Origin of the sequence: Paenibacillus forsythiae T98 (genome assembly GCF_000520735.1) — a bacterium.
Classification (GTDB): Bacteria; Bacillota; Bacilli; order Paenibacillales; family Paenibacillaceae; genus Paenibacillus_AQ; species Paenibacillus_AQ forsythiae.
This window is the reverse complement of the sequence record NZ_ASSC01000813.1, coordinates 1-17442: the sequence shown is the minus strand read 5'-3', so window position 1 is coordinate 17442 and position 17442 is coordinate 1. Positions and strand designations below refer to the sequence as shown.

General features: G+C 47.1%; 18 protein-coding genes, 2 pseudogenes and 1 riboswitch. Of the genes and pseudogenes, 5 read left to right on the top strand and 15 right to left on the bottom strand.

Features of this window, described 5'->3' with window-relative positions; genetic code table 11:
• The 6 genes from L692_RS0124960 to L692_RS0124935 all read right to left on the bottom strand — a co-directional run.
• Nucleotides 1-302: NAD(P)/FAD-dependent oxidoreductase (locus tag L692_RS0124960; RefSeq protein ID WP_415752785.1), on the bottom strand; the 302-nt coding region annotated here is incomplete at its 3' end.
• Between the two features lie 119 nt (nt 303-421).
• The gene (locus L692_RS0124955; RefSeq protein ID WP_025702638.1) at nt 422-1426 is read right to left on the bottom strand and encodes an aromatic ring-hydroxylating dioxygenase subunit alpha; all 1005 of its coding nucleotides are present in this window, start codon (nt 1424-1426) and stop codon (nt 422-424) included.
• Between the two features lie 121 nt (nt 1427-1547).
• Nucleotides 1548-1649, bottom strand: a riboswitch (purine riboswitch).
• A 178-nt stretch (nt 1650-1827) separates the two neighbouring features.
• The gene (locus L692_RS0124950) at nt 1828-2661 is read right to left on the bottom strand and encodes a sugar ABC transporter permease (RefSeq protein ID WP_025702637.1); all 834 of its coding nucleotides are present in this window, start codon (nt 2659-2661) and stop codon (nt 1828-1830) included.
• Nucleotides 2658-4004, bottom strand: coding sequence for a carbohydrate ABC transporter permease (locus tag L692_RS0124945; RefSeq protein WP_025702636.1), 1347 nt, complete (start codon nt 4002-4004; stop codon nt 2658-2660). Before L692_RS0124945 ends, L692_RS0124950 begins: the two co-directional genes overlap by 4 nt.
• 78 nt (nt 4005-4082) lie before the next feature.
• Nucleotides 4083-5387 (bottom strand): sugar ABC transporter substrate-binding protein, encoded by a 1305-nt coding sequence (locus L692_RS0124940; RefSeq protein ID WP_025702635.1) that lies wholly within the window; start codon nt 5385-5387, stop codon nt 4083-4085.
• Nucleotides 5388-5474: 87 nt separating this feature from the next.
• Nucleotides 5475-6485 carry a LacI family DNA-binding transcriptional regulator gene (locus L692_RS0124935; protein WP_025702634.1) on the bottom strand — a complete coding sequence of 337 codons (1011 nt, stop codon included), beginning with the start codon at nt 6483-6485 and terminating at the stop codon, nt 5475-5477.
• A 699-nt stretch (nt 6486-7184) separates the two neighbouring features.
• Here L692_RS0124935 and L692_RS33245 point away from each other — a divergent pair.
• The 3 genes from L692_RS33245 to L692_RS0124915 all read left to right on the top strand — a co-directional run bounded on the left by L692_RS33245 (nt 7185) and on the right by L692_RS0124915 (nt 8827).
• Complete coding sequence (locus tag L692_RS33245) at nt 7185-7856, top strand: hypothetical protein (protein WP_025702633.1); 672 nt, start codon at nt 7185-7187, stop codon at nt 7854-7856.
• On the top strand, nt 7837-8361 hold the full coding sequence (locus tag L692_RS0124920) for an accessory gene regulator ArgB-like protein (protein WP_025702632.1): 525 nt from the start codon (nt 7837-7839) through the stop codon (nt 8359-8361). The genes L692_RS33245 and L692_RS0124920 overlap by 20 nt, the downstream gene beginning before the upstream one ends.
• A gap of 136 nt (nt 8362-8497) precedes the next feature.
• A complete protein-coding gene (locus tag L692_RS0124915; RefSeq protein ID WP_025702631.1) occupies nt 8498-8827 on the top strand; it encodes a LytTR family DNA-binding domain-containing protein in 330 nt (109 codons plus the stop codon).
• 69 nt (nt 8828-8896) lie between these two features.
• Here L692_RS0124915 and L692_RS0124910 read toward each other — a convergent pair whose 3' ends face one another.
• Nucleotides 8897-9454 (bottom strand): AAA family ATPase, encoded by a 558-nt coding sequence (locus L692_RS0124910; protein ID WP_025702630.1) that lies wholly within the window; start codon nt 9452-9454, stop codon nt 8897-8899.
• 213 nt (nt 9455-9667) lie between these two features.
• Between L692_RS0124910 and L692_RS31470 the strand changes: the two genes are divergently transcribed.
• A complete protein-coding gene (locus L692_RS31470; protein WP_084463382.1) occupies nt 9668-9841 on the top strand; it encodes a sporulation histidine kinase inhibitor Sda in 174 nt (57 codons plus the stop codon).
• 176 nt (nt 9842-10017) lie between these two features.
• Nucleotides 10018-10557, top strand: a complete 540-nt coding sequence (locus tag L692_RS0124900; protein WP_025702629.1) for a CDP-alcohol phosphatidyltransferase family protein — start codon at nt 10018-10020, stop codon at nt 10555-10557.
• Nucleotides 10558-10675: 118 nt separating this feature from the next.
• On the opposite strand, the pseudogene L692_RS30155 reads toward L692_RS0124900, so the two are convergent.
• The 8 genes and pseudogenes from L692_RS30155 to ahrC form a co-directional block, all read right to left on the bottom strand.
• A pseudogene (locus tag L692_RS30155) lies at nt 10676-11211 on the bottom strand (Rpn family recombination-promoting nuclease/putative transposase); the annotation flags it as partial.
• A gap of 28 nt (nt 11212-11239) precedes the next feature.
• Nucleotides 11240-11596: a type II toxin-antitoxin system RelE/ParE family toxin gene (locus tag L692_RS0124890; RefSeq protein ID WP_025702628.1), complete on the bottom strand. Its 357-nt coding sequence runs from the start codon at nt 11594-11596 to the stop codon at nt 11240-11242.
• A 12-nt stretch (nt 11597-11608) separates the two neighbouring features.
• Nucleotides 11609-11782: a hypothetical protein gene (locus L692_RS32170; RefSeq protein ID WP_156940581.1), complete on the bottom strand. Its 174-nt coding sequence runs from the start codon at nt 11780-11782 to the stop codon at nt 11609-11611.
• A gap of 256 nt (nt 11783-12038) precedes the next feature.
• Nucleotides 12039-12232, bottom strand: a pseudogene (locus L692_RS34140) (hypothetical protein); the annotation flags it as partial.
• A gap of 243 nt (nt 12233-12475) precedes the next feature.
• On the bottom strand, nt 12476-13297 hold the full coding sequence (gene spo0A / locus L692_RS0124880) for a sporulation transcription factor Spo0A (RefSeq protein WP_025702627.1): 822 nt from the start codon (nt 13295-13297) through the stop codon (nt 12476-12478).
• A gap of 199 nt (nt 13298-13496) precedes the next feature.
• A complete protein-coding gene (gene spoIVB, locus L692_RS0124875) occupies nt 13497-14609 on the bottom strand; it encodes a SpoIVB peptidase (protein ID WP_084463381.1) in 1113 nt (370 codons plus the stop codon).
• A 122-nt stretch (nt 14610-14731) separates the two neighbouring features.
• The gene (recN, locus tag L692_RS0124870; protein ID WP_025702625.1) at nt 14732-16474 is read right to left on the bottom strand and encodes a DNA repair protein RecN; all 1743 of its coding nucleotides are present in this window, start codon (nt 16472-16474) and stop codon (nt 14732-14734) included.
• 419 nt (nt 16475-16893) lie between these two features.
• A complete protein-coding gene (ahrC, locus tag L692_RS0124865; protein WP_025702624.1) occupies nt 16894-17340 on the bottom strand; it encodes a transcriptional regulator AhrC/ArgR in 447 nt (148 codons plus the stop codon).
• Between the last annotated feature and the right edge of the window lie 102 nt (nt 17341-17442).

The following is a 17442-nucleotide window of genomic DNA, read 5'->3' as shown; positions in this document are numbered from 1 at the left end:
CCGGCCGTAATGAGGACGGAACGCGCATAGTGAACCGTCTTGTCCGTGCGAATCGCGAACAGCCGCTCATCCAGCTTGATCAGCTCCGTGACTTTCTCCTCCAGACATACCTCCGGCGTGAAGTGGCTCAGTTGGCGATGCAGCGAATTGACAAGCTCTTGCGCCGTTACTTTCGGAAATCCGGCTACATCATAGATATATTTCTCAGGATACAGGGCGGCAAGCTGGCCTCCCAATTGAGGCATGCTCTCGATGATTTTGACAGAAGCCTGACGTATTCCCCCGTAGAAGGCGGCAAACATACCGGCCGGCCCACCGCCGATAATGACGATATCCACCGGTGTAACAGACAATTGCTCTTGGCTCACAATGTAACATCCTCCTGTAATAAAATCTGACTTATATGATGAAATTATAAGATCTACTTCTTCTTAACGCCTGTAACATCACTGCCGTAGGTTACACCAAGCTCACCAAGCCATCTCCGGTAAGCGATGCTTACCCTGTCAGCCTTCAGATGAAGCTCCGCTTGCAGGTCAAGAGGAAGTTCCTCCGGCTTCTGGCTTTCCACAATCCCGGCATCCTGCTCGATAACCCGCTTCTGAAAATCACGGAAATATTCATCCGGTTGATCCAGCGCGTAATTTCGGGTGACCAGCGCGAAGACCGTCGTTTTTCTTTCGTCATGCGGAAGCACGGTGAACAGCATGGAGAGAATCTGATTATTGGTATAGTTCACTTTCTTCAATCTTGCCGTCATGGGGCGCAAAATTTCAAAGGTATAATAGATCGTTGCATAATTCCCCGAACCGTCCGCGTCGGCATACACGGGAATCTCATCGGACACGTAGCGATTTTCCTTCCAGTTCACACCGTAGTCAGGAATTTCCGGAAAGGCGGAGTCTCCCAGCAGCCCATCATGGACGAACGCCAAATGACTCGCGTCCAGAAAGTTCTCAACGACTCTCGGCGCCGCCGCGTGCAGGATGTACGGTTCGGCATGAACCGTCCGGAACGCCGGGTCTTCATACTCCTCATAAAAAGGAACCGGAGTCCCGCTCTCCGAAGCGTCCTCTTCAAGCTTCACCCAGACGACGCCGTATCTCTCCTCGCAAGGATAGGCGATGGCTCTGGCCTTCGGCGGAATGGTCTGCCCTTCGGGCTGTTGCGGGATTCTGACGCATTTCCCTTCCGTGTCATATTTCCAGCCATGATAAGGACATACGATACAATCGTCCACCACCTTGCCCAGCGACAGCGCCGCCCCCCGATGAATGCATAAATCCTTGAATGCCTGCACTCCCTTACTAGTTCTGAATAGGACGATTCTTTCCTCCAGGACAGTAACCGGGACCGGGTCAGCTCCGATATCCTGCGAATAAGCCACAGAAATCCAATCTTTTGCCAATACTTGATCTTTTATCATTTTGGGTCCCTCGCTTTTATTCGTGTTTTATATATGGAAACGCGAATAGCCACAGGAACAAAAGGGAACAGCTTGAATGCTTGCACCGGGAACAAACATGCTGAACCCGAAGAACAAGTATCCTGGATCTGCTTCCCCTTGTAGCCTATGGCAATTACGGTTGCCTGTAGAAACGCTCATACCCGATTTACGAGCTTATACAAGAGTTTTTTATTTTTTGCAATGACATTTTTCATAACATACATTTTTAAGTATCCTAACATCAGACAAAAACAGTGTCAACAAGAATTTTCGGCCATTCGAATTTTCCTGCCGGAAATAGGGCGTTTGTCCCGGTGCGCTTACAGGCCCGTGAATCGCCTCAGGCGCTAAATGAGCCAGGTGATGCGTCCGCAAAAGAGTTACCCCTTCTCCGCTCCCGCTGTCAAGCCCTCGGTCAATAGGCGCTGCAACAGAATGAACAAGAAGGTAATTGGAACCGCGATGAGTACGCATCCGGCCGCAAAGCTGGTAAAGTCCGTTGCCTGCCGCGAACTGATCATATCGAACAGGCCGACGGCCAGCGTCTTCGTCTCTGGCGTCCGCAGCACGAGCTTGGCAAAGAGGAAATCGGTGAACGAGCCGGCAAAAATACTCAGCGCCGTATACACAATCAGCGGTGTGGACAGCGGCATGACAATCCGGAAGAAAATGCTCAAGTGGCCCGCCCCGTCAATACGCGCCGCTTCCACCAGGCTTTTGGGAATCGTGTCGAAGTAGCTCTTGGCAAAGAGAAAGAACAGGGGCGCTCCCGCCGCATAGACGAGAATGACCGCTAAATGCGTGTTAAGCAGGTTCAGCAGATTTAAGAGAATGAATATGGCGATCATACTCATAAATCCGGGGAACAAGCCCAGCACCATGAGTGTGCTCATCATCGTTTTCCGTCCGGTAAACCGGAAGATCGAGAACGCATAGCCCGGAAGCAGCGTCAGAACCGTGCCGATCACAGTCGTAATCAGGGCAATCTTCAAGGTATTGGTATACCACAGAGCAAAATCGTATTTGCTAAACAGATTCGCATAGTGCTCTAACGTAAAGGCTGTCGGAAACAGCGTTTCGCTGAATAGCGAGTTGCCTGTCCGCAAGGAAGACATAATCACCCAAAGGGCGGGATATACGGAGAAGACACCGATAGCAGCAAGCAGCACATAACTGATGGACAGCCAGACTGATCCTCTTAGTTTACGGCTCATGATGAGATGTCCTCCTTAAATGCCTTGGTCCGGCGAACATTCCAGATCGCGAACACAGACAGAATAATAAAGATAATGATGCCAATGACGGATGCGTAGTTGTACTGTCCATAGCCCATGGAGAGCTTGTAGAGCCAGGTAATCAGAATATCGGTATCCCCGGCAAACTGGAGGTCGCTATTGATCGGATTGCCGTTCGTCAGCAGGAAAATCACATTGAAATTATTCATATTGCCCACGAAAGACATGATAAGCAGCGGCGCCATCGAATACATAACGCTGGGAAAGGTAATGAGCCGGGTCTTCTGAAAGGAACTCGCGCCGTCAATATCGGCCGCTTCGTACATATCTTTCGGAATCGTCGACATAATACCGATAATCATGAGCATGGATACCGGAAAGGCTACCCAGAAGTTCGCAATCACGAGCGTGACCTTTGCCCAGGTCGGGTCGGACAGCCACGGAATCCGGTTGAAGCCCAGATGCTCAAGGTATTGGTTAATCGGGCCGAACTGGCCGTTAAACATATTTTGCAGAATCAGCATGGAGACAAACATCGGAATGGCGTATGGCAGAATAAACAGCGTGCGCCAGAACGATTTGAACCGAATCCGCTTTTGCTGTACGAGCAGCGCAGCCCCAAATCCGCCGAAATAACCGGTGATCGTCGCCAGAATCGCCCACAGGAAGGTCCAGAGCGTAACTTTGTAAAAGGTGGTGCTCCATCCTTTCAGCTGAAAGACATCCTTGAAGGCATCAAAGCCCGTCCAACTCAGCAGATGCGCCGGAGGCATATTCTTGGCGGTGTAGTCGGTAAAGGCAATCAGGATCATGAATACGATTGGCATAATCGTAAAGAAGAAGACGCCCGCCAGCGGAACCGCAAGGATCAGATAAGGGAAACGGTAGGACAGCACAAAGCTGACCGTCTGTCTGAAGGTATTGGGAACCCCTCCTTGTTCCCGCAATTTGCCGGTCCGGTAGGAATCCTTGATATTCAGCGCGTAAATCCATACCAGAAGGATTACGGCAAATATCGTCACCAGACCTTCAATCATCAGGAACACGGAATGGTCCCCCATGACTTGCTGATACAGCCTGCCCACTTTTTTGAGCTGAGTCTGTGTTTCACCAAGGGTTGTAAGTCCCCAAATCGCATGAGGCAGCTTAAAAATAACGGTATACAACGTAAACGCATGAACCGCCAGCAAAATAATACCCTTCATAAACTGGCGATTATACAATTGTCCCAATCCCATGGCCAGCACCGATAAGATCGTGGCGATTGTGCTGTAGGGCTTGGTTGCACCGGATTTGCTCTGCTTCGCTATGAGCTCCTGCATCACCCTTTAACCTCCTTATAATAAACTGCGATCACCCGTAACCCTACGGGTGACCGCCAGCCTGTACAACATCCAGCTTTACTTCTGGTTAGCGATATTGTTCTTTAATTTCTCCGCAGCCTTGTCCAGCGCAGCTTTAGCGTCCCCGCCATTCCACACTTCGGCAACAGCGGCATCCAGCGCCGGCCATACATACTGGGTTTCGAACAAGCCCGGGAATCTGTGGCTGCTTGCAATCTGCTTAAGGAAGCCCTGGGTCAATTCGTCACTGCGGAGGCCCTGCTCGCTTCCGGTGATATCCGCGGCAGGAAGAGCGCCGGTCAGCTCATTGTTCTTAATTTGCATTTCCTTGGTTGTAATAAAGTTCGCAAAAATTTTCGCCGCGTTCGGATATTTGGTATAGGAGCTTACATAGTATCCGGTGCTTCCCGCAAGCGGCATCGCGTTCTCTCCGCCCGGCAGCTTCGGCATTGGAAGCACGCCTACAGGAAACGGCTGCTTGTTATGCTCGCCGATGGCCCAGCTTCCGTCCATGTTAATCGCGAGCTTGCCTTGTCCCCACAAGCCTTCCTTCAGGTTGTTCGTAGCGTCAGCCAGAGCAAGCGGCATGATCTCACGAAGCGATTGAATGAACTTCAGCCCTTTGACGGAGCCTTCGTTATTGATTCCGATATCATTGACATCCGTCTCGTTGTTGCCGAAGATGTATCCGCCGTAACCGGTCATGAAGGCGACGTCGAAGGCAGAGGTCTTAGGCTCGTACAAGAAGCCGTACTTGTTATTCTTCACATCATTGAATTTCTTGGAGAAGGCGATGATATCATCCCATGTCTCAAGCTTCGCGTCTTTGACGAGATCTTTATTGTAGTACAGACTGAACGTGTACACATTCCAGGGATAACCGTACAGAATGCCGTCATGGGTAGCTGCGGCGACCGTGTCCGGCTTGTTGATGCTCTTCGTCTCTTCTTCAAAATAGTCGTTCGGCAAGATCAGGCCGGATTGGGCCGCGTTCGCCACATCCGGGGTTTGGAGACCGAACACGTCGGCGCCTACGCCGGCCGGCCCGTCAGTGGACAACCGGCCAATGCTATCCCAGTAGCCTACGTCTTCAACCGTGACTTTAATGTTATACTTTTGCTCAAATTCCTTGATTGCATAGTCTGTGAAAGGCTTCAGGTCGGTGGTAAATGTCCAGAATCTCAGTTCCGCCCCGGGTTCGGGCTTCAATTCCTCATTTCCGGCAGGCTCGGTTGTATTTGCAGGCGCGCCTCCCGCATTGCTTGACGGACTGGCTGTATTTGTGCCCGTATTTCCGCCGCACGCGGCCAGAGTGAACATCATTAATGTAGAAAGCAATACAGCTCCCAGTTTCTTTTTCATGGATAATCTACCCCTTTTTATAAAATAATCAACCAATTACAACGTAGATATCTGTAACCTGCCAAGTGCAACTCTTCCAATCCAGCTTCAGCCAGTCACTGCCATGCAACTCCCCCTTACGATAATGTCATGGGCCAGAACTCTTGTTTCCTTTATATAATTTTCCTTCTGCCTGATTTGCTGAAGCAGCATTTCCGCCGCCTGAACGCTTAGTTCCTTAATAGGCTGCCGGATGGTCGTAATTCCGGGACGATAAGCCTTCGCCAGACGGATGTCATCGAAACCCATGATGGAAATATCCTCGGGAACGCGGAGCCCGTACTCTTCCGCCGCCTTAATTGCGCCGATAGCCACCATATCACTTACACAGCAGACGGCTGTAGGCTTGTCCTCTCTCCGAAAGAGCTTCATGCCGTTCTCATAGCCGTGCTCGATGTCATAATCATTGGCAAAGACCAGCGACTCATCGTACCCGATTCCGTAATCGGCCAGCGCCTGCCTGTATCCGGACAGCCTCTCCATCGCTTGACGATAGATAAAGGGGCCGCCAAATAATCCGATTCTCTGGTGGCCATTCTCAAGCAAATACCTTGCCGCATCATACATCGCTTGATAGTTATTAATATTCACAGACGAGAATTGCTTGGTCGGGTCAGTATGCCCGGCAAACACGGCAGGAATATCCACCTGTTCAAAAAACTCGATCTGATGCGGCTTGGGATGAGAGGTCATCAGCACCACACCATCTACGTATTTGTCTTTCAGAAGCCTCAAATAATCTTTCTCAATATCATCATCGCATCTTGTGTTGCATAGCAGCGTCGTGTAGTTGTGCTTAAAGAACTCCTCTTCTAGGATGTTTACAAATTTCGAAAGAAATACACTGTCAATGCCTGGAATAAGAACGCCGATCAGCTTGCTTTCCTTCATCGCCAGACTGCGCGCAACCGCGTTGGGATTGAAATTCAGCTCCTCCACCACTTTCAGGACCTTCTCCCGCACGGCTTTGCTTACAGGCTTGCTTTGATTGAGTACCCGTGATACGGTGGCGGGCGAAACGTTCGCTCTCATGGCTACATCTCTTATTGTGATATTCATGCTTTTCACCCTAGCCCTTCGCAGACAAAGAAATGATATGCGCGGTATAGCGGCGCTTTTCCACATGTAGGAAACCGGTTTCCCAATGTTCAAATGAAAACAATCCAGCTGCTGCAAAAGAGGAAACCGGTTTCCTTTGCACGCTGCAACCTTAATCCGATGTGCAGAACAGTAGAGAACCCATGTGTTATAACTCCAGAATCGATGTAAAGTGTGATAAATATCATTGCGCTTGTGTAAGCAAAATGTACACGAAGACAAGAATTTGGTCAACTAACATTACACCAAATTGTTTAATTCGACAATTTTCTTCGATTTCATTATGCAAGGCGCACTATTATGAAGAGTTATGTTATGTTTGTGTTATATTTTCCCGACAAAAAGAAACGGATGCTCTCCGTTCAAGGAAAGACATCCGTTTCGAGATACGCGGCCATGGGGATTGCCTCGCCTCCGATTGCTCCAGCAGCACCTCGCCCGGCCCTCCCTTTACCGGTACCAAAGCCATATATTTCTCGTTCATTCAGCATATTCTCCCTTTATCGGACGTTGATCCATAGATAATCTCCTCCCTAATTCGCATATGAAGTAAAAATTTGGTGGAAAGTGTATTTCTATGTTGTTGAATTGTATTTTATTCGTTATACTAATTTCAAGAAATAGGAAAATGCGAGTTTACACACTTGGAGAGTGTCTGAATTGGTTGAATTTGTACTATTTATGCTGTTCTCTATATTGGAGACCTGTGCACTGCTATTCCTGGCCTTCAAAACTTTCAAGATCGATATTTTTCCAATCGAGATGGTATTTGCCAGCATAGTCAGCGGCTTTTTTTCTTATGTACTTCGTCATGAGTATGGCTTAATCGACCTTGATGTACTAATACAGTTTGTGTTAATGTTCTGTTTCATTTGGCTGCTTTTCAGAATCCATATTTTTTATGCAGTAATCATGACCAGTATGGCCTATCAAGCTTATTTACTTATCCAAACCTTCTATTATTTATTTTTTGAACAGTTTAACTTACTGGTGCATTTGCCTGAATTCTCTTCAAATGTTACTGCATATACGCTTCAAACTCTATCTGCGTTCACAGGTTTTTTTCTGGGGATCTTAATTGGCAGAAGCAGAAAAGGTTTTGACTTTATACCGGATAAACCTACTGGCAGGATTACTGTTCAATTCAGAGAGAAGATTCTTTTTGCACTTAGCATACCTTCAATTCTTATCATACTGTGTACAATGCAACTAACTGCACAGTTATCACATTATTATTTTGTTTTACCTGCTGTTTATGCCATTATTCTGTATACTTATCTCTACCTATCTTATAAAAAGGATCGGAATGGCTATGAACATAATGGCTCATAAAATTGCCTGTGCGATCAAACGCGCTAATCCGGAACAAACCAGTTCTGTTGAGGTTATGCAATACGCTCTGCAAATTATTTTGAATACGTTGTTAATCTTTGTAATGTCTATACTCTTGGCTAGCTTGACTGGAAATATAAGAGGAGCGGTTCTCACTTTTTCAAGCTTGGCACTGCTTCGCATATTTTCTGGAGGCTTCCACTTAAAAACAGCAAGAGCCTGTAATCTTTTTTCAACGCTGCTTTGTGTGATTATTCCCCTGCTTTCTGAATATCTGGAAAATTATCTCCTATATTTAAACCTAACCAGTTTACTTTTGGCGATTCTGTTTGCTCCTAATCCCGATATTAACACACAAATTAACAAAAAGTGGTATCCAGCTTTAAAGCTATTATCCGTTCTGCTTATTTCTACTAACTTCTTGATTTATTCACCTGTGATAGGACTGGCCTTCTTCATTCAGTCCTTAACAATAATTCCATTTGAAAGGAGGTGGGCGCGTTGAAAAAGTCTGTTGCCAAGCATGCTTCGTCCGTACTTTCTGCATCGGCACGTGTTTTTGTTTCACTGCAAAAAATTATGTATCACAGCCCTGAAGCTCCAAAAGAATTGCGCAAGTAAGGTATAAGGATGGGGAAAACATGCGTGTTCTACTAAAAGACGGTTCCTCCATAGAAGTTAAAGAGGAAGAAATATTGTACTTCTCCAACTACAAGAATACAATATTCGTCCATACGAAAGAAGGCGAGTTTGTTCTCCCCACAACTTTGTCTGATCTGTTTGCCGCCTATGGAAGTCGGGGATTTGAGCGTCTTGACCGCAGCAACGTCGTCAATATGAATAATATTAACGGCTACGATGCTAGTCGCAAGGTTGTGCTCTTCGAATCGGGAGAACAATTCGCAACGGTCTCGGAGGCCAACGAAAGACGTGTCCGAAGATTCCTGCCGGGGGCAGACGAAAGCCCGTAGCGCTAGCTGCTTCAGCTTTCATCTAAAAGCAGCACGACAAATTGCCGGTCAATTTGTCGTGCTGCTTTTTTAGATATTAAATTTATTTTTAATGATTTCGGCAACGTTACAAGCAGTAATATGCGTGTTATTTATTCTAATGTAATTTTCTTTTTTAATCTCTCCCTCTAACGAGTTCAAGCGATGCTGCTCCATCGTCCGTTTCAGGTCCAGTTCAGAGCGAACGATATCCCTCTTTGTTGGTTTATGTTCAAGCCTATGAGGAGTCTTGTTACGCTCTATTCTCTCCTCCAGATCGGCTTCAAGCTCAACAAAATAAACTTCCCCGTCTTTGTCCTCAAATATTTTACAAATTTTATCGACGTAATCCCAATCGCTCTGCAAATCGAATCCCCAAACATAAGTGAATATCATTCCGTACATATCGCTCGCAGCGGCGAGTTCAAATATGTCCTGACGAAATTTATTTACTAATCCCCACATTTCACGGCTAAAGCCAAAATATGGAGCCAACAATTCAATCGTCATATGATTGTGGAACAACTTTAAATCCGTTATCTTTTCCAGTTCATGTCCCACCGTCATTTTCCCCACTGCCTGAGGACCAAATATCAAAACAAATTTCACGATGTTACCCCTTTGAGAGAGAATAGTATCAAAACGGCTCTTGTTCCTGCGTCAAATAAAAACTGTTAAAGAAGAATAATTATTATGACATAGTATCCATGATTTGTAAAGAAAAATTGAGAGGGGGAATGAGGCAAGACATGGAGAGTGTAGAATGGTATCATTTGGAAAGGATGTATTTTCAAGAAACTATTTTACTCATGGAGGAATCTAATGAACTATTATTTCACTCCTTCTCCGCGCCCCTCCTCACTTGAAATGCTAACTGACGAGCAGCTATTTAACATCTATGAATTGGCGGTACAGGCGAAGGCATCCCCCGAATTTATAGAAATTATAGAGGACGTTCTGACAAAAAGAAGACCGGAGCATTGCGAGAGTTTATAACCGTGCGGCCATAAAAATGAGTGCCAGATAGAAGCAGGATCTGCTTCCTCTCTGTAAGGAGCAGTCGCTTCCATTCTGGTCCATCATTTTTACCTTCCCCCTTTAGCCCCTCTGCTATACATACGTCTGCTGAACACCATTATTAACAAAAAGATTGGCTTAAGCGAGGTAGCGGGATGAAAGCTATTCCTAACTTGATCTCATGCAGCAGAATCATTTTTTCTATAATTCTAATCTTTGTACAGCCGTTAAGCTCAGCCTTTTACATAATCTATATTCTTTGCGGACTCAGTGATATGATTGACGGGTTTATTGCCAGAAAAACAGGGACAACAAGCAAGCTCGGTGCGAAGCTCGACTCCTTGGCAGACTTGATAATGACAGCTGTCTTATTAGTGATGCTCTATCCAATCCTGAGTCCTGGAACCGAAATCGGCATTTGGATTATTTTAATCGGTGCAATCAGATTGGTAGCGGCAGCCATAGCCCTGAAAAAATATAAAACCTTCGCAATGCTTCACACTTATGGAAATAAAATCACCGGCCTCGTTGTATTCCTGTTCCCAATTATGCTTCCCTATCTTCATACAACTGTGTTGATGTATATCATTTGTGCTGTGGCAAGCGTATCGGCACTGGAAGAATTAATTATTCAACTAACATCAAGTGAACTGCAAGTTAACAGACCAAGCATATTCACAGACAGGCATAATTGAACATCACTTTAAACTCATGCAGGATTTGAGCACGTATTAAAGAACGTGCCGTTATCTTTCCTTTGCTCTCCGAAAGGAAACAATAAGGGAACTTCACATTCGGAAGCTCCCTGGGGTTTTATTTCTTCAATGCAAGGATCTCTTGCTCCGATAATCCGGTGGCCTGGGCAATAGTGGCGATGTCGATGTTCAGCTTCAGCATATTCTGGGCAACTTCCTTGATCCCAGCCTTCATTCCAGCTTGCTTCGCTCCTTCGAGCATCGACGCTTCGTCATGCAGATACTTCTGACGGGCCTCATACAAACGACGAGCTTCCGAATCCTGGCTCAAGTATTGTAAGGTATTCATCGCTTTCTCCAATCCCGGTTCATTCATCTTCAGCACCTCCCAATGAGTTATATCGACACCCTTGAGAAACAATAGCCAGTTCTCCAGTCCGGCATTTGAGGGAATGGCATCATCCAGCTTCGGCAGCTCCAGAAAATGCACTTCGATATCGTCAATAAGCGGTATCCCAGTACGGTCTTCACGAAGATGAAACACATTATATCGTATTTATTGAACAATTGCATCTCGATATCAATCAGCTTGCCCTCAGCCGTCTTGGCATAAACGTCGAAGATAACTTCTTTATGGGCATCTCTATCCACAAATCAAAAAAAACCCCATTAAATGGAGTGGTTATGTACAATAAGTCTTTATTAGATCAATAATTTCTTTGGTAGAAATATCCTCTTGATCTTTTTTATAATAAATTGTCAACAAAAATATTATTGTTTCATCTTTAATGACATAATAGATCAGACGATAGCCATTAGATTTTCCTGCATGAGAGTCTGTATTTGCAGCTCGAACTTTATAACTACTTTCACTCTCAGGAAGATCTAATCCTTGCAACTCGTCACCTAAAAAATTCCCTCTTTCTAACTCTTCAATTATTGGATTGATATCGTCTTCTATGTGAATGAATTTCTTTTTCCTTTTATAATATTTAATATCTTTCTCGAATTGTTCAGTGGCAATAACATCAAATGACAACTCAATCCCGCCTTAGTCCTCTTTTTTAAGTTCGTCACGCAACTGTCTCCAAGTCTTTCCTTTTTTCTTTCCTTGTCTAATCAGTTGCACTTCTCTTAACGATTCTTTTAAAGATTCAGCAGGAGTATTAGGACGTTTAATAATAGCCTCCATATTCTTATCCTCCCCACTATCTTTTTCCATCACATATCCACCTCCTAGAAATATTCTAGTAGATGAACTATGAGAAGCCTGTCATACCACGTTGTAGATTCGTTAGAAATTTTCCCCTAGAATATCTGAACAGGTATAACTAATAATGTAGTGGGATATACTATAATGGGGAAGTCTATCAAATAACCTACAAAAGTGTCGCGAGAACCGCAGACACCGGGACTCGCCGCACCTTTATTATATCACGTATCAACAACTTGTACTATTACCGTTTCTCCGTCATACGCCTCAACCGTGCCCCAAATGTATGCAATCCGGCGATAATACCGGCAGTTACCTTATGTTTTGGCCAGATCCCGCATCCTCGGAATTTCTTCACTTCTTTAGAATATTAGGACGGAGTTTACCTTTGTGCTGTACTACAAATTGATCTCAATGCCCTTGCTCATCAAAGAAAATTCGCTTCAAAATGTTCGTCTCCATAGGCCAACCTTACCAAAAAAGGCAGAAGACCTGCTCCCACCCCGAAAGTATAAATTCTTTAATGTTTAAAAAAACATCCCTCCATTGATTTTTCTGCACCCAATAGAGAGATGAATTTATAAAGTAACCAGTCAGATATTATTGATTTACATCGCCCCAAAAGGATATTTATGGGCATAATTGTTTTTTACCGATAATTCCCATTGTTAAAAAATCCCGTTACGTATCCTAATCCTTACCCTTTCACGACACTTTATGCTCGATTCGCAGCTTGTCTGCAACCATCGCGATGAACTCGCTATTGGTTGGTTTGGATTTCGAGATGTTGATTGTATAGCCGAACAAGTGGCTGATGGAGTCGATGTTGCCGCGAGTCCAGGCTACCTCAATGGCATGGCGGATCGCCCGTTCAACGCGTGATGGCGTTGTCTTGAACTTCTCGGCGATAGCCGGATAGAGCGTCTTCGTGATGGCACCGAGAATTTCAATGTTATTGTATACCATCGTAATGGCCTCGCGTAAATACTGATATCCCTTAATATGCGCAGGAACACCGATTTCATGTATGATCGAAGTGATATTGGCATCCAGATTTTTTCCTTTGGACAGAGGTACAACATTGGATTTGACCGACGAGAAGATCGGAGAGCCGGAAGCCGAGCTGGTCGAGACAGTGCTGGTCTGGGTTCCCACGAGCTGCCGCACGCGATTCGCAAGCACCTCCATATCAAACGGTTTCAAGATGTAATACGATGCTCCAAGCTGTACCGCTCTCTGGGTAATGTTCTCCTGACCGAAGGCAGTCAGCATAATGATCTTGGGTTGGGGATTCAGGTCCAACTCCCGCAGGCGTTCCAGAACGCCTAATCCGTCAAGATGGGGCATAATGATATCAAGAATAAGAACGTCGGGAATCTTGCGCGCCTGGCTGAGCAACTGCACCACTTCTTCACCATTGTACGCAATTCCGGTTACGGTCATATCTTCCTGTTCGGAAATATACTCAGCAAGCAAATTGGTGAATTCCCGGTTATCATCAGCCAACAACACTTCAATATTTTGCACGGGCTGTTTCCTCCTTATGAATATCTGCTTATTCAAACAGTGTTTTATCTTCTCTGCTTAATGATTTCGACATGTGGAACGAATTTCCTTCTGTCGAAAATTATTTTTCTTTATTTTTTTTTAGCCTTGAATTATAATTAATTATTTTGTTACATCATTCGATGATCTTCATGAACGTTCGACAAAAAAAATCTTAAGGCTAAACCGCCTTAAGATTGGGATGAAAGCTATGCTGCTGTGCGGCGCCCGAGTCCTTGAGCATCCATTCAATAAAGCAACCGTAGCCCGATTTAGGATCATTAACAAAGACATGGGTTACCGCTCCGACTAGCTTACCCTGCTGGAGAATGGGGCTGCCGCTCATGCCCTGCACAATGCCTCCGGTCTTATCAATTAGCCTGGAATCGGTAATCCGCAGCACCATTCCTTTAGTAGCCGGTTCCTGTTGACGGGATACATGAATAATTTCCACATTGAATCGTTCCACTCGTTGGCCTTCAACCACGGTAAGAATTTGCGCGGGACCTTCCTTGACCTCGCTGCTCTTGGCTACAGGAATAGGCTCCCGATAAAGGCTGTGTTCCGGATTGCGGCCCATTTTGCCGAAAATGCCAAAATCGGTGTTGCTCTCCACGTTGCCAAGCACTTGACCCTCTTTCATGAAGACCGCACGCTTCTCACCGGGATCGCCGTCCTGGCTCTTGGAGATGGAGGTCACGTTCGATTCGACGATATGACCGCTCCCGACCACAATCGGCGTACCGGTATTCATATCGGTAATCACATGTCCGAGCGCTCCATAGACTCCCTCGCGCGGGGCATAGAAGGTCAGAGTTCCGACACCCGCTGCTGAATCCCTGATGTACAGGCCAAGCCGCCATACCTTGTCATTCCGGTCATAAGCCGGTTTGAGTCTGGCCGTCCGTTCTTTTCCTTCACGAATATAACGAATGCTTAGTTCCGATCCGACATCTCCCGCCCGCTTTACCAGATCGGCTACCCGGGTTATCTCGTCCAATTTGACGCCGTTAATGGATACCATAAGATCACCCGGCAGCAGTCCGCTACTTTCGCCAGGCGACACTTTGGTCTCCGGAGACACTTCGACAAGATGATGTCCCACAACCAGCACACCGGCCGATTTCACCTTAACGCCGATTGTCTGCCCTCCAGGGTATACCTTGATGTCCTGCTCCGCTCCGTTCTGGACCGCTGTGTGCCCATGAATCATTCCGGCGGCCGAGGCATAGCCGGGAACCGGAACGGTCAATCCTGAAACACTGAGAAAGAAGGCAAATAAAAGACCTGGCATTAACTTCCTGAGGTTAGGCTTCAAAGGCTTTCACGCTCCCTTTTGCTTCTTTCGCTTGACGAAAAAAGTGGTCGCCAATTGCGTACCTATAAGATAACCCTGCCCCCAGGCTTTTATTACTGTCAATACTTAACCGCTTGGGCTTCTCCAGCCTTGCTGGCCCCAGCCAGATTAAGCATTTCCTGCGCATGATGCAGCGTCTTCTCGGTGATTTCCACTCCGCCCAGCATTCTGGCCAGCTCCTTTACCCGGCCCTCTTCGGAAAGTGCCTCCACCTCCGTCATTGTGCGGCCGTCCTGAACCTTCTTGCGGATAAGGTACTGATGGTCAGACATGCAGGCCACCTGCGGCAGGTGGGTAATGGAGAAGACCTGGCATGTTGAGGACAGGCGGTAGAGCTTATCAGCGATGGATTGGGCCGCGCGTCCGCTGACCCCCGTGTCCACTTCGTCAAAAATCAGAACGGGGATATCCTCATGCCTTGCGAAGATGCTCTTCAGCGCCAGCATAATGCGCGACATCTCGCCGCCCGAAGCTATTTTGCTCAATGGCCGCAGCGGCTCCCCGGGGTTGGCGGAAATCATAAATTCGGCGCTATTGATGCCTTGCCGGGTTAATCGGATACGGCGTCCTTCATATTCCACTCCCCGTGGATCATCAAGCATGTCCACCTTCACTTCAAGCGAAGTCCGTTCCATCTGAAGGTCCTTCAGCTCGCCCTCGACCTGCGAAGCCAAATCCGCCGCGCACTGGCGCCGGGCCTCGCTAAGTTGTACCGCTGATTCCATCAGTTCCCCCAGCAGAGCATCCCTTTTAGCCGTCAGCTTATCCAAATGCTCGTCCTTGTTCTCAAGCAAATCGGTTTCGCGGGAAATCTGCTCGTAATACGCCAGAATTTGCTCCACACTCTCGCCGTATTTACGCCGCAGGCCGGAGATCAGATCAAGCCGGTTCTCCACTTCATCCAGCCTTGCCGGATTGAATTCGATATCCTCCCGGTAATCACGCAGTTGAAAAGAAACGTCCTCCAGCTGATAAAAAGACGATTGAAGCTGTTCCAGAACAGGCTTCAGCACTTTTTCGTCATACCGGACGACCTCCTCCAACGTTGAAATGGCGTTGCTGATCGCTTCAAGCCCCTGGCGGCCGTTCAGCAGCTCGTAAGCACCGGAGATGGAATCCATCATTTTCTCGCTATAGGATAGTTTGACCCTTTCCTCGGAAAGTAATTCATCTTCTCCCGGCTTTAAGGCAGCGGAAGAGATCTCCTCCAGTTGGAACCGGTACAGATCAAGCATTTGATAGCTCTTTTGGCTGGAATCCTGCAGCTCGCGCAGTTCTTTCTCCACCTGGGCAAACCTTGAATATCTCTCCTGGTACTCCGCCTTCAGCGGTCCGATCACGGAATCTCCATACGTATCCAGCAGTCCAAGGTGGCGCTCCGGTCTCAGCAGGTTCTGATGCTCGTGCTGGCCGTGGATATTGACAAGCTGCTCGCCGATTTCACGCAGCATCGTCAGATTCACCATCTGGCCGTTAACCCGGGAAGTGCTCTTTCCCTGGGAGTTCAGCTCCCGCCGGATAATCAAATGCTCCTCTTTCTGCGCCTGGATTCCAAGCCTTTCCAGCGTGTTCCATACCGAATGCCCGCTTGGCAAACTGAACAGAGCCTCCATCTCGGCCTTCTCACAGCCGTAGCGAATAGAATCCGCCGAGCCTCTGGCTCCCGCAATCAATCCAAGCGCATCAATAATAATCGACTTGCCCGCGCCCGTCTCGCCGGTTAGCACGTGAAAGCCGGGATAAAAATAGACATCTACCGCCTCAACAACCGCCAGGTTGCGAATGGATAAAGTTTCAAGCACAAATATTGCACCTCCGACACCTATATACCATGCCTTTAGAGCATTCCCTTCTCCCAAGCTCATGTTATGCGTAGAGAAGAAGCTCGCGTGTGATCCTTCCACTCGAAGAAGGAGTCCATTGAAGCCTTGGTCACGGCCAGCATTGGCTGTCCGTACATAGGCCATGATTAAATTATGACCGAACATAGGTTCGGAGTCAAGAGCTTGCCAGCAAGAAAAGTGGTTAAAAATGAGTGGGAAGGAAACTTGAGCATTGGTGAAGGTAGCCGGAGGCGGGCGCAGGAAAGAGGCTTGGAACCCTGTGGAATAAGGCGCCCGAAGATGACGGACAATGAAGAGGGAAAGACCCTCCCTAATCCGGATTCGATTCATCCCCCGCCAATGTTGAGGAAAAGAGGGTCACTTCTGTTGCTGATCCGTTAAATGTAGCCCATAATCTGCGACACCACTTTTTTACTGTCCTCTGTCTCCCGGCAAATAATCAAAATGGTGTCGTCACCGGAGATGGTCCCCATGATTTGAGGCCATTCAATGCTGTCGATCAGGGCAGCGACGGAGTTGGCCGTTCCGGGCAGGCATTTCATGACAACGAGATTGCCCGAATAGTCGATGTGCACGAAATTGTCCACCAGCACCCGCCTCAGCTTCTGTGTCGGATTGTAGCGCTGGTCGGTCGGCAGCGAATATTTGTATCTCCCGTCATCCATCGGAACCTTGATGAGCAGCAGCTCCTTGATGTCCCGCGAAACGGTCGCCTGGGTAACCTGAAATCCTGCGCTGCGAAGCGCCTCGACCAGCTCGTCCTGTGTTTCAATCTCTCGGTGGGTAATGATTTCCCGTATCTTGATATGTCTTTGACCTTTCATGAGTGGCCTCCCGTATATTTAAAAAGTGCTAGTCGTTCTCTCCATCATCCCTGCCGAATGTAATCACATGGACCGTGGCGGCCGGAGCATTCACATACAGCA

Bases quoted from the DNA above. Each gene is read 5' to 3' on its own strand.
- L692_RS0124955 (WP_025702638.1), bottom strand. From the start codon at position 1,426: ATGATAAAAGATCAAGTATTGGCAAAAGATTGGATTTCTGTGGCTTAT.
- L692_RS0124950 (WP_025702637.1), bottom strand. From the start codon at position 2,661: ATGAGCCGTAAACTAAGAGGATCAGTCTGGCTGTCCATCAGTTATGTG.
- L692_RS0124945 (WP_025702636.1), bottom strand. From the start codon at position 4,004: ATGCAGGAGCTCATAGCGAAGCAGAGCAAATCCGGTGCAACCAAGCCC.
- L692_RS0124940 (WP_025702635.1), bottom strand. From the start codon at position 5,387: ATGAAAAAGAAACTGGGAGCTGTATTGCTTTCTACATTAATGATGTTC.
- L692_RS0124935 (WP_025702634.1), bottom strand. From the start codon at position 6,485: ATGAATATCACAATAAGAGATGTAGCCATGAGAGCGAACGTTTCGCCC.
- L692_RS0124920 (WP_025702632.1), top strand. From the start codon at position 7,837: ATGAACATAATGGCTCATAAAATTGCCTGTGCGATCAAACGCGCTAAT.
- L692_RS0124915 (WP_025702631.1), top strand. From the start codon at position 8,498: ATGCGTGTTCTACTAAAAGACGGTTCCTCCATAGAAGTTAAAGAGGAA.
- L692_RS31470 (WP_084463382.1), top strand. From the start codon at position 9,668: ATGAACTATTATTTCACTCCTTCTCCGCGCCCCTCCTCACTTGAAATG.
- L692_RS0124900 (WP_025702629.1), top strand. From the start codon at position 10,018: ATGAAAGCTATTCCTAACTTGATCTCATGCAGCAGAATCATTTTTTCT.
- spoIVB (WP_084463381.1), bottom strand. From the start codon at position 14,609: ATGCCAGGTCTTTTATTTGCCTTCTTTCTCAGTGTTTCAGGATTGACC.
- ahrC (WP_025702624.1), bottom strand. From the start codon at position 17,340: ATGAAAGGTCAAAGACATATCAAGATACGGGAAATCATTACCCACCGA.